Consider the following 13149-nt stretch of genomic DNA (forward strand, 5'->3'; position numbering starts at 1 on the left):
TTATGTTGCGGTCCGTTAAATTAGTGGTGGTAATAATGGTGGTGTTGTTCGTCGCCGATAGGTTGATTTACCAGGTAATCAGCACTTTGGATGACGATATTTACACTGGTTTGGCCGTGGGAAAGATAAATTCGTTTCTCAAGCGTAAAGACGATGTTGATGTATTGGTTTTTGGAAGCTCTCGAGCGGCCCACCATGTCGATCTTGAGGAATTGGGAGTCCCGAACTTTAATGCCGGACAAGATGCCACCAAGATTGGCTTTGCAAGCGCATTAATAGCTACCTTGAAAAAACGGGGGCAAACTATCATCGTACACATCGATCACGACGAATTGTATGATAATGATTACGATGGCCAAAGTGATGCACAACTACTTGCCTTCCATGCGCTGAAAAATGATGAAATCGGGAGTTTTTTCAATAACTATTTCAAGGAAGAATGGGTTTTGGGCAAAATCGCACATTCTTATGCCGCTAACGGGAAAATTTTATCCATTCTCAAGAACAGTGTTTCAAAAGGGCACGATTATGCCGCTCAAAACGGATACGAACCCTTGATTCCGACCGAAGAACAATCCGAAACGTTCCGGCAGATCATGAGCAAAGGTATTGCCGATCCGATTCAGGAAAAAGTGGAAATGAACAAAGTGAACCTCAAGTCGGAAAAATTTATCGATCATATAATTCGAAAAGCGAAAACAAACGAATCGAAACTTGTATTTTTTACTTCGCCCTCTTTATTAAGGATAGACCGGGACACAAAAAATCGCACACAAGCTTTTTTCAAAGCGAAGGGTATTCCTTATTGGGATCATGGTGCTTTTTTCGATTCCCTGGAATATACTGATTGGAAGGATGAAACACACCTATCGGATAAGGGAGCAAAAAAATATTCAGCCTATCTTAGAGGTGAACTCCTTCATTATCTTAATGGTGCCTTCAAATAATTCATTTGACCTTCCGCTTTTGCTAACTTTATGGTGATGTGCGAACGCATAACTTCTTCTCCAGAGCGAATAGCTGAATTGGCCGTTACGAAAAGCGAAATATAAATCAGCTAACCTGAATAACGCATCATATACATCAAAAATAGTCACGACAGGTTCGTAGGATTAACCTTATCCTTGGTCTTGGGCATAATATGAAGAAGGGGTAGGGTACCATAAACACTTCGGCTTGTTTTACACCACCAGGTAGCTGGTGGTGTGTCAAAGTTCCATTAATGGATAAATTTCTTTTCCACTCACAAGAATTCGCACCTATCTTTTCCGTTACGTTGCGTCTGTAATTGGAAAAGGGACGGGCAACTTTTATTTAAATCGCTTATCTTTCCCCTCGTTAGAAAGTGACTTGAGATATGCTATTTAATTCAATCGACTTTGCGATTTTTCTGCCAGTAGTTTTTATGCTGTATTGGTTCTTGGCCAATAAAAACTTGAAAATCCAGAACCTCTTGATTGTCGCTGCAAGTTATCTATTTTATGGTTGGTGGGACTGGAGATTTTTATCCTTGATTCTTTTCAGCACTATCGTTGATTACCTTATTGGCCGAAAACTTGAACGAGAAGACCATCTATTCAAAAGAAAACTGTTACTCTGGACCAGTATTCTCGTAAACCTTGGGTTCTTAGGCTTCTTTAAATATTATAATTTTTTCCTTGACAATTTCGTCAGTGCATTTTCATTTTTCGGTTTTGAAATCAAACCCAATTCATTGGACGTTATATTACCTGTTGGAATCAGTTTTTATACTTTTCAAACCCTCAGTTATACTATTGATGTCTACCGCCGTAAACTTCGTCCCACCCATAATTTTATAGCATTTTCGGCTTTTGTGAGCTTTTTTCCTCAATTGGTGGCAGGCCCTATTGAAAGGGCGACCCACCTTTTACCTCAGTTTTACGAGAAGCGAAAATTTAATTACGCTCAGGCCGTTGACGGCATGAGGCAGATACTTTGGGGCTTATTCAAGAAAATTGTAATAGCTGACAATTGTGCCGAATTCGCCAATTTGATTTTCAATAATTCATCAGATTTTTCTGGTAGCACATTGGTTTTAGGAGCGCTGTTTTTTACGTTTCAAATTTATGGAGACTTCTCTGGCTATTCCGATATTGCTATAGGAACTTCTCGACTCTTCGGTTTTGATTTAATGAGAAATTTCAATTTTCCATATTTTTCAAGGGATATCGCCGAATTTTGGAGGCGTTGGCATATTTCACTTTCAACTTGGTTCAGGGATTATCTTTATATTCCATTAGGTGGAAGCCGCGGTGGCATTTGGATGAAAGTTAGAAATACGTTCATCATTTTTATTGTAAGTGGATTTTGGCATGGGGCAAATTGGACCTTTATCGTTTGGGGAGCTCTAAATGCAATTTACTTTCTCCCCCTTTTATTGACCAAGAACAATAGAAATAATCTCGATATTGTTGCCAGTGGAAAGCACTTGCCCTCCGGCAAGGAGCTTTTTTTGATTTTAATAACTTTTGGATTAACTGTGTTCGCTTGGATATTTTTCAGGGCGAATTCTATAGAACACGCATTCGAATATATTTCAGAAATATTCTCGCCCTCACTTTTCACTCTTCCGAGTTTCGAGGGTATGACAAGAGCATTGACGGTGATTAAACTGGTTTGCCTGTTCACCTTAGTTGAATGGTTTGGGCGGGAAGGGCAATTTGCTTTGGCACAACTAGGTTTAAGCTGGAAACGACCTTTTAGATGGACCATGTATTTTGCGATTATTTTAAGTATATTTTGGCTTGGCGGAAGTGAACAGGCATTCATCTATTTTCAATTTTGAGGCCATTATGGGAAAATTTTTGAGAACACTTATCGTATTTGCGATTCTGTTGGGAATCATCGGCGAAGTCGTAATCCGTACTTTTCGTTTGGTACCTGATATTCCTGAAAGATATATAGATAACCATGGTATTCAAAGATATAGACCGGGCCAATCGGGTTACTACACAAAAGCGGAAGAACAATGGAATGTCAATAAATATGGTTGGTTGGGCACCCATGACAACGAAAAAGAGCGTACGATTTCCGTAATCGGGGATTCATTTATCGAAAACATTATGAATCCTATATCGTGTAATCAAGGCAGTGTGCTCAAGAACCGTTTTCCTGAGTATTCCTTTTTTGAAGCAGGAAGATCTGGCGTAACCTTTATAGAAGCTGTTGAGATTAGCGCCATTTTACAAGATGAAATCAACCCTAAATATCAATTACTGTATCTCAATACAGCTGACTTTTCTGAATCCGTTTCCGAAATTCAAAGATATACCGACAGGTTACAGATTTCCTTAGAGACCGAAAAATTACTTCCGGCAGAATTAAAATCCGTAGGATTAAAAAAAATATTATATAACATTAAGTTACTCTATTACCTCTATTTGAGGTATCCGATTTTTGTGGAAAAACAAAATCAGGTAGCAGATGAAGAAACGACTATAAGCTTGGAAACCGAAAACAAGCTGATGTATCAAAAGCTTTTTGCCTATTGTGCTTCAAATTATGAATTAAATAGATTGATTTTTGTGTTTCACCCCAATACGGATCAAAGAATCTTAAACTTGGCGCATGAATACGATATCAAAACGATTAGTCTTGATTCAGATGGAGATAAAAACTGGGATTTGGGAGAGCACGATGGACATTGGTCTTGTTACGGGCACGAGCAAGTAAGTAAACAAGTGGCTAAAAGGTTAAAAGAAATAGCTCTTTAGCAATATTGTCGTCAGAAGCAAATAAAAGTAAGCAATATTCAATATACCATCAGCTATACGTGACAAACAAATTCAAGGCTGTTTTGTATTAACTCCCGTATTGGTTCAGCGCATACTAAAAATACCTCTTTCTGGAAACCTATTCTGATTCTTTGAAATCCATCTTGTCAATATGAAAATTGTATTTCCTTTGAAGCATACTTCATAAAAGAATTTCCGCGTTTATAACATCATACCATCCTTGTTAGCATAATATGATTTTGATGCAAAATAAAGAAAGAGCTATAATCTTAAAAAGTAAACGCTGGAAGTCAGGCCCGCGAAGCATCCGAAAAGGAAAAGACCTTTGCGCGTCCAGGCATTCCGATAATTACCGGGACGGAGCAACTTGCCTGAAGGCAGTCAGGCCGCCTGCCGGACAGACAGGTTCAAATTTCGATTATCGAGTTATAGGATGTTGGAAGTGGAAGTTTTTCGTGTAGAAACTACTACAGGCACAAGTATACTCTAAAGTGGTAAAGTTGAGATTTGGATAAGCATAGCAGCACACATAGAACCTGCAAATCAATTAAATAAATAAAAAAAGTGTCCGACAATTATCGGACACTTTTCTATTATGAATGGATGGTTTCTAACGATTATAGTGTCAAGGTATGCAGAAACTCTTCTAAGTTGCTATATCCATCACCATTGCGATCGGTATTGCCATCCGCCGCATTATATGGGTCTAGGCCCTGTGCGCTCTCCCATGCGTCAGACATACCGTCTTTGTCAGAATCGGCGTATCCCGAACCGCCGGAAAGGTATGGATAACCTCCAACTTGACTTGGATCATTGATCAAGCGCCCAGTATTGTTCCGAATATCTTGAGTTACTCTCCGTGTAACTTGGTCTTGGGTAAAAGCACCTGCATTACTCAAAACATCATTTAGAAGACTTGCACTATCCATCGTTGAAACGTTTTTTAATGGAAAATCAAAGGCGTCCATTCTTCTGTTTGAACTACTCATATTTTGGTTCCCGCTTAAAGTGTACCCTATGGCATTCCATTCAGAGTCAGAATTGCTGGTTCTGTATTGACTAATGTTGCCTCTGACGTAGGCAGCCGTGTTATCACTTATCAATATGGGATATCTGTTGACTTTTGAATCTACCCCAGGGATGTGCAGGTTATTGATGAAATTCACCTGATTATAACCAGTGCCATGAAAAATAGAACCGAACAGTCCCCAGTTATAGTATACATTGTTTACCAATTCCATTTCCATAACATTGCCCGGATTCACATTAACGAGCGGATTTCTCTCGCTGTTATGCGCAAAAATAGAGTTGTAAATGGTAATTTTAGACGAGGTATTGCTCACCAACATACCCATACTATGATGGTTGTAGTATCCACTACTATTAGGATTGGTCGTATACTCGTGCGATGAATACATCAATGCTTCGGAGAAAATGCAATTTTGAAAAGTGACTCTGGTCGCTGCGTACGGATCGATTACTTCATCGGTAGACCAAGAAAATGCGCAATGGTCAAAAATGATATCGCTAGATCCAATACTTGCCGCATCGCCTGAAAATTCTTGATTTCGTCCTCTTCCGGCCCGAATACGAATACCTCGAACAATAACATTGCCGCCGGTAACTTGTAGGGCCGGTTGTTCCATGCTGCTTGATCTGCGTATAGTGATGCCGTCACCAGGAGCTGTTTGCCCAGCGATGGTAAGATTGCCATTTTGAACACGTAGCGTTTGCTGAACGGTAATGTAACCGGCCACTTTGAAAACGACTATCCTCGGACCACTGGCTTCTATGGCCGCCCTTAAGCTACCGATACCGCTATCATTAAGATTGGTAACCTCGATAACCGTACCTCCTCTGCCTCCTGTGGCGTACTTTCCGAAACCTTCAGCTCCGGGAAAGGCTTTTAACTCGCCAAGATTGGGTATATCGGTAGTAGGTGGTGTTTCCACCTCTCCCTGTACTGTAAGGTTGATGACTTGGGTGCAGCCCTCATCTGAAGTTAGGAGGTAGGCGCCGCTATTTGCCGAAGTGACTGCCCCTAGATTGAAATTGTCCCCGACCGTAGTGCCGTTAGGCAATTCAATACTAAGGCCGATATTGTTGGGTAGCATACTCAATACTACTTCGGTTCCCACAGCTACTGTTAAATTGCTCTGGCCATCCGCCCATACACCATTTAGTCGATATTCTGGAATGATAGCGCCAGTAGAACAGTCGTTCTCCTCAACTACATTTACGGTAACCGTGCCTTCTTCGGTTGTGGTGTTGCCATCATCATCGGTGGTTTCTACGGTGTAAGAGAAAGTATCGGTTTCGGTCTCCGGTTCCGGCTCAGGTTCTGGAGTGGGCTCCGGTTCTGGCTCCGGCTCCGGTTCTGGAGTGGGCTCCGGTTCTGGTTCAGGAGTGGGTTCCGGTTCAGGAGTGTGTTCCGGTTCTGGAGTGGGCTCCGGTTCTGGTTCAGGAGTGGGTTCCGGTTCTGGAGTGGGTTCCGGTTCTGGAGTGGGTTCCGGCTCCTCTTCCGGTTCAGGAGTGGAAGGCGGACTAGTTGATTCTGCGGTTTGCGTGGTTTCTGGGGTAGCAGTACCTAAAGTGTAGGTAATCGTATTGTCATCGTTGATTTGTACTGTACCGAAGGATGGGTTCGTCACATTGGTAATGACCACGTTGCCTAAATCCTGTACGCCATCGTTGGCCAGCACATTGATAGTAATGGAACCTGATGGAGGAATATTGTAAACATCATCGATTACAAATCCATTTAGGGTATCATCGCCATTATCGGAGATGGCATATTCCGACAATACGTCTGCGTCTTCGGAGCAAGAAAAAAACAATACAAGTACAGAAACAACCATCGCGAGTAGACCACGATAGTTTTGGGTGGGTATTTTCATGAGTAGGCTAAGATTTTAATTTTAAACTTGGTTTAATTATAAATTACAAGGTTATTTTAATGTGCTATGATCGATTTAAAACTCGTTCCAAAAGACCAAAAAAAATAACATATCCACTAGAGTACGTGCAAATTCTCTTATTTAGACGTCAAACTACCAAAAAAATCGACGAAATACGCTAATATTTAACATTTTAACAATTTAGTCACTGTTTTGGGCTCTAAAATGATAGAAACCGAAGTGGTCTAAGACTGACCACCTTGGATTGAGTGATCGCCAGTATATGAAATGGCATTTAAAAATTTAAAATCATAGAAAATGGAACCCTCCAAGAAGACGGGCGCTATGCTGTTTTAGAAAAAAAGAAATGTGAAAGTAGCAGGGGTGAGTGCAATATAATAGGGACAAACTTCTAATTACCAAGTACTGCTCTTAGTGTTTTAAGAATGATCTGAATATCCTTGGAATAACTTCTTTCCAGGATATATTTCTTGTTTAGGGCTAATTTTTCAGGCATTATTTGTTCTATATACATCTGCTCGGGATCGTGCGCTTCTTTTAATATTTCATTTTCATTGCGAAAATGAATCGATGCATAGTCCGTTATTCCCGGACGTACGGATAATACAATAAGGTCTTCTTCGGAGTAAAGATCAACATATTTTCTTACCTCCGGTCTAGGGCCTACAAGGCTCATTTCTCCAAACAGTACATTAAATAGCTGCGGAAGTTCATCCAATTTTAACTTCCTAAGAAATAAACCCGCCTTGGTAACTCTGGAATCCCTATCACCCACTGTAAGCAGTCCTTTTTTATCGGAGCCTGTGTACATAGTCCTGAATTTCCATATTCTGAAATCCTTATTTCCTTTGCCCACCCTTACTTGCTTATAAAGTACTGGGCCTTTCGAACCTAATTTTATAATTATGGAAATCAATACCAGAAAAGGACAAATCACAAGAATGCCTATGGCTGAAAAGAAAATGTCCGAAATGCGTTTCATTGGTAAGACAACATATTAATTTTACGCTACTATTTTAGGCCATTACATCTTCAACTGCCGCACTCACTGTTTCCACTATGAAATTCAATTCTATTTCCGAGAGCTGCGGATATATCGGTAACGAAATTTCATTTTTATACTGGTCGAATGCTACCGGAAAATCAGCAATATTGAATCCCATGGTCTTAAAAACGGTGAGCAAAGGAAGCGGCTGAAAATGAACGTTTACGGCTACATCCTTAGTGGAAATGTACGCTATAATGGCATCGCGTTGTGCCTCGGTGGCATTTTTGATCCGAAGCGCATAGAGATGACATGAAGATGCCTTGTCCTCGTCCTTACTTGGTGGTGCAATAGCCCAATGTTTATTGGAAAAAAAGCGATTGTAGTATTCGAAGATTTCAACACGTCTTGGTAGTACTTCGGATTCGTACGTTTGCATCTGGCCTACACCAATGGCTGCCAGGACGTCGGGCATATTGATCTTTAGGCCTGGGTAGATAATATCGTACCGCCAAGAGCCGGCCTTACTTTTTGAAAAAGCATCTTTGGTCTGCCCATTCAAGGAATAGCAGCGTAGGGTGGCATAGAGCTCATCATTTTTGAAGGGCTCGGGAAGGTTGAGGCATATGGCCCCACCTTCGGCCGTCGTTACATTTTTGACCGCGTGTAAGGAAAATATGGTTATATCGGTCAACAAACCTGTTTTTTTTCCTTTGTATGTCGCCCCTATCGAGTGGGCTGCGTCGGAGATCACTAGAATTCTGCCGAGCTTTTTCTGAACTTCACTCGAGGGATTGAATACGGCTTTCCTGCGTTCCGCAAGTTGGTTTATCTCATCATAATCACAAGGCCATCCTGCAATATCTACGGGCATTATCACTTTTGTCTTAGGTGTAATTGCTTTTTCGATGGCCTCCAGCGAAATATTAAAATCTTCACCTACATCGACTAAAACAGGTTTAGCCCCCGAATGAATTACGGCCAAAGCTGTAGCGGAGTAAGTATAGGCAGGTATGATTACCTCGTCCTCGGGCCCAAGCCCCATCCAATTAAAAATGAGCATAGCGCCAGACGTCCAAGAGTTTACGCATAGAACATGGGGTACTTTGGTCTGCTCGGCAATTTGTTGTTCCAAAAGTTTTACTTTCGGTCCTGTGGTAATCCAGCCTGAATCCAAGGAATCGAGAACCTCGTTTTTCACGGCATCATTGATGTAAGGTGGTGAGAAAGGTATTTTCATAAAGTATTTTTATATAAATCCGAGTAGTTTTTACTTATAACGGCTAAACTATAGAGTTTTACATTGATGAGGGCATTTTCTGAAAGTTTATCCGCTAAATTTTTATCGGTACCCATGCGAATAAGGGCCTCTGCAAGGTCGTTGGAATTATTGGTGTCGACGATCAGGGCTTCTTTTTCGTGTCTCGCGATATCCCTAACACCTGCGACATCGGTCGTTATCAACGGAAGGCCCATCGCGGAAGCCTCTAACAACACCCTGGCAAAGCCCTCCCTGTACCACGTTGGAAGTACAAAAGTATCTGATCGGCGGAGCAAATCATAAATATCCGACCGAACTCCAAGCCAGTCGACATACGCGCTGTATGTCTCGATCAAATTCTTGTTTAGTTTTTTGGAATTTTCCTCTAAAGGGCCTACCAATAGGAATTTGAAATGATATCCTTTTGCATGGCATATTTTGGCAGCTTCCAAAAAATTCACAATTCCTTTTTCATAAATTAACCTAGACACGCAGATGGCCGTAAAGGGCTCGTGCTTTCTAGGCGCAACAGCACCGATTTTTGTTAAATCGATACCGCTCCCGTAAATCATTGAGTGATTTGAATGTTTTATAAGGCCGTTTTTTAAAAAAATATCCCTGTCCTCAGAATTTTGAAAAGTGGTATGCGATACACGGTTCCGGATAATATAATGTAAGAAAACATAGAGGAATCTGATGGGTGCACTTTTAAAATCCTTGGAGACGAAAGCTTTTCCTAAACCCGTTATGGTCCTGACGATTTTGACCTTCAACCGGTATGCTGCTATGGGTACTAGAAAAGCTGGTTTGGTGTCGAAAGTTTGAACAATGTCGAAAGTGTTTTCAGAAAATATTCTTTTGTACTGCCTTACCGTTTTAAAGTCCGAAAAAGGATTAAAACTTCGATTAAGATCATATTTGATGAAGTTGATTTTTTCCGGATAATCATAGTCTTTCGTACCCAAGATAGTTACAGCAAAACCATCGTTCAGTAGATGTCGGGAAAGATCGATTCTCTTGTGGGCATCTTCACCGCCTACCAAACAAATATGTATCTTTTTATTCATAGCATTTGTTACACTGTCGCTAACGCAAAGATGATATTAAAATTTTATTAGGACGTTAAAAAGATGGCAATACAAGGAAAAATGAACTTCAGTAAACCTCGATAAAGTACAATTAGTGAGAAAAAGAGTTTTATATTTAGTCCTCCGAAACTTTTAATGCTTTTTGTACGTATATCGTTTTAAATATGTTTTCAAAGGGCTAAAAACCACTAGTTGGAGGTGATAATTTTGAGCGATTTTTTCTATTAACCGATTATTTATAGGTGTTAAACGAATTATAGCGGGATAATAACCCTATCGCGTTTCATATTATTTATATTCGTATCCCCTTAACTTTGCTCTTAACCTAATTGAGGTGATTAAACATTTATGTTATGTTACAAACCTACCTAAGGAACAACCTGCACAAATATGCTTCTAAGTGGCTTGTTTTGGCCATTGATGTCATGGTTATTTCCGTAAGCTTTATCATTTCTTATTTTATTCGTTTCAACCTTTCGCTAAGCTTTGATACCAATATGCTGTGGATTCAACTGCCGGTCGTAATCTTGGCAGGTCTGATTGCCTTTCTCTTTGTAGGTTCTTACAAGGGGGTCGTTCGGCATACAGGGGTTCGGGATGTCTATAAAATTTTCAATGCCATATGTTTGTCGAGTATTTTAATGATTACGATGGTGTTGGTCAATCGGGAGATTAATATTTCCAATAAATTCACTATTCCATTGGGTATTATAATTATCCACAGTCTCCTCGGGTTTATTAAGTTTAACCGCCTTACGCTATGTTTTTAAGGCACTCTATGACGATTTTTTAGTACGTAATCTGAAAGTTAATAAAAACGTGCTCATTTATGGTGCGGGAGAATCTGGAATACTCACTCACAATGCACTTACGAATCATTCGAAGAGCAGGGCGCGAGTGGTAGGTTATATCGATAATGATACAAAAAAGACAGGAAAACTGATCAATGGTGTAAAGGTCTATCCAAAAGAGGTGTTAAGCAAGTCGTTCCTTGATAAAAACAATATCTCGGAGGTTATTTTCTCTATTCAAAATATAGATCCTAAAAATCTGAGGTCTTTGGTTGAAAATCTGGTTGAATTTCCCGTTCAAGTAAAAATAGTGCCCCCTGTTGAAGACTGGATAAATGGAGAATTAAAAGCATCTCAGATTAAACAGGTACAGATAGAGGATTTGTTGGACAGACCACCTATTAACATCAAGAATGAAAAAATCGAACAAGATCTCCGGGGTAAAGTAATACTCGTGACGGGAGGAGCGGGTTCCATCGGCAGTGAGCTCGTGCGTCAGATATGCGGTTATGATTACAAAGCCTTGGTCATAATCGATCAGGCAGAGTCTGCTTTATATGATTTGCAGCAAGAACTTAAACAAAACGGCTACCATAACTTTGTTCCTATTGTAGGCGATATTAGGGATAAAAATAGATTGAGCGCCATTTTTCAGGAACATAAGCCGCATATCGTTTTTCATGCCGCCGCCTATAAGCATGTACCGTTGATGGAGTACAATTCTTATGAAGCGATTAAAGTCAATATCGCAGGTACCAAAACGGTAGCGGACCTGGCCGTTAGTTACGGGGTAGATAAGTTTGTCTTCGTTTCTACCGATAAGGCCGTGAACCCGACCAATGTGATGGGCGCCACAAAAAGAATCGCAGAAATGTATATGAGCTGTATGCAGCAAGAAATGAAGACCAAATTCATCATCACACGTTTTGGGAATGTTTTGGGCTCCAATGGTTCGGTAATACCCTTGTTTAGAAGACAAATAGAAAATGGCGGCCCTTTAACCGTGACCCATTTAGACGTAACTCGTTTCTTTATGACCATCCCGGAAGCCTCTCAATTGGTGCTAGAAGCAGGTGCCATGGGCGAAGGGGGAGAGATATTCATTTTTGATATGGGCGAATCGGTTAAGATATTCGATTTGGCAAAGAATATGATCAGGCTATCCGGGTTAAGCTATCCAGATGACATCGATATTAAGATTACGGGACTTAGGCCTGGTGAAAAACTATACGAAGAGCTTTTGGCCAATGGTGAGAATACCCTTCCTACATACAATAAGAAAATAAAAATAAGCAAGGTGCGCGAATTGGATTTTGCCCACGTACGGTCTAAAATCGATGAACTTTGTGTTACGAACATGTTTTTCTCCGGTAACACCGTTATGCTGATGAAGGAAATCGTACCAGAGTATGTGTCGAATAATTCAGATTTCTGCGAGCTCGATAAAAAGAATGGGAAGAGCAAGAGCAAATCAGTGCTAAAGGTTGTGCAGTCATAAATTTTCCTTAATCTTGCAAACAGAAAATCGAAATATGTTCATCGTAAAACGTATCAATATGAAGCTTACCACAAATCTAGTTTTTCTCGCCTTATCGACCATCTTGTTATTCAGTTCTTGTGGTTCTAAAAAAGATGTGGTTTATTTTCAGGATACAGGCGATTATGAGACCATTGTAAGCAATAACAAGCACGTTGGTAAATTTAAAATCGATGATGTCGTAAGCATTAATGTATCGACCTATGACCCTACAGCAAGTATGCCTTTCAATTTGTACAGGGGTGGTGGTATCGAACAGGGATCTCGAGGGGAGCAGATCGATTATATCGTAGATAAGAATGGTGAAATAGAATTTCCGGTTATAGGGGCGATTAAAATTGTAGGATTATCCTCCGATGAGACAAAAACGCTTATTAAGGAAAAGCTGAAACTATATCTTAAGGATCCTATCGTAAATATTCGTCTAAAGAATTTTACGGTGACTATTCTGGGTGAAGTGAACAGACCCGGAACATATCCTGTGAACGGCGAGCAGATTACGATATTGGAAGCAATCGGTCTTGCTGGGGATTTGACCATAAAAGGAAAACGCGATAATGTAATGGTTACACGCGATTTTAATGGAACGAAGGTGTATACAAGGGTAGATTTGACTAGAAAAGAAACGATGAGTTCGCCGGTCTTTTATCTTACCCAAAACGATGTCGTTTACGTAGAGCCGAATCAGTCCGCAATAACCTCTTCTGCATTGGATAACAGAGCTACTATCTGGGTTTCCATACTTTCTACCTTGCTTACTACTTCGGTACTTATTATCACCAACAACAACAGATAGATTAAAAAAAGTTTCTAG

At 40.4% G+C, this 13149-nt stretch carries 8 protein-coding genes and 1 pseudogene; 5 read left to right on the forward strand and 4 right to left on the reverse strand.

Annotated features, from left to right (window positions below; genetic code table 11):
* Window positions 1-2 precede the first annotated feature (2 nt).
* The 3 genes from FGM00_RS06000 (at window position 3) to FGM00_RS06010 (ending at window position 3734) form a co-directional block, all read left to right on the forward strand.
* Entirely contained in the window at window positions 3-947 is a 945-nt protein-coding gene (locus FGM00_RS06000; protein ID WP_138852025.1) for a hypothetical protein, read from the forward strand.
* Between the two features lie 410 nt (window positions 948-1357).
* The gene (locus FGM00_RS06005) at window positions 1358-2806 is read left to right on the forward strand and encodes an MBOAT family O-acyltransferase (protein ID WP_138852026.1); all 1449 of its coding nucleotides are present in this window, start codon (window positions 1358-1360) and stop codon (window positions 2804-2806) included.
* A gap of 7 nt (window positions 2807-2813) precedes the next feature.
* Window positions 2814-3734, forward strand: coding sequence for a hypothetical protein (locus FGM00_RS06010; RefSeq protein WP_138852027.1), 921 nt, complete (start codon window positions 2814-2816; stop codon window positions 3732-3734).
* Between the two features lie 638 nt (window positions 3735-4372).
* Here FGM00_RS06010 and FGM00_RS19765 read toward each other — a convergent pair.
* From FGM00_RS19765 to FGM00_RS06030, 4 genes are all read right to left on the reverse strand, one after another.
* Window positions 4373-6652 (reverse strand): hypothetical protein, encoded by a 2280-nt coding sequence (locus FGM00_RS19765; RefSeq protein ID WP_175416192.1) that lies wholly within the window; start codon window positions 6650-6652, stop codon window positions 4373-4375.
* Window positions 6653-7064: 412 nt separating this feature from the next.
* Entirely contained in the window at window positions 7065-7655 is a 591-nt protein-coding gene (locus tag FGM00_RS06020) for a sugar transferase (protein ID WP_138852028.1), read from the reverse strand.
* A 34-nt stretch (window positions 7656-7689) separates the two neighbouring features.
* Window positions 7690-8898, reverse strand: a complete 1209-nt coding sequence (locus FGM00_RS06025; protein WP_138852029.1) for a DegT/DnrJ/EryC1/StrS family aminotransferase — start codon at window positions 8896-8898, stop codon at window positions 7690-7692.
* Window positions 8895-9986, reverse strand: a complete 1092-nt coding sequence (locus FGM00_RS06030; RefSeq protein WP_138852030.1) for a glycosyltransferase family 4 protein — start codon at window positions 9984-9986, stop codon at window positions 8895-8897. Before FGM00_RS06030 ends, FGM00_RS06025 begins: the two co-directional genes overlap by 4 nt.
* Before the next feature lie 374 nt (window positions 9987-10360).
* Between FGM00_RS06030 and FGM00_RS06035 the strand changes: the two are divergent.
* Window positions 10361-12296 (forward strand): annotated as a pseudogene (locus tag FGM00_RS06035) (polysaccharide biosynthesis protein).
* Window positions 12297-12354: 58 nt separating this feature from the next.
* Entirely contained in the window at window positions 12355-13131 is a 777-nt protein-coding gene (locus FGM00_RS06040; protein ID WP_236262949.1) for a polysaccharide biosynthesis/export family protein, read from the forward strand.
* The last annotated feature ends 18 nt before the right edge of the window (window positions 13132-13149 follow it).

The sequence above is a fragment of the Aggregatimonas sangjinii genome, from assembly GCF_005943945.1.
GTDB classification, from domain to species: domain Bacteria; phylum Bacteroidota; class Bacteroidia; order Flavobacteriales; family Flavobacteriaceae; genus Pelagihabitans; species Pelagihabitans sangjinii.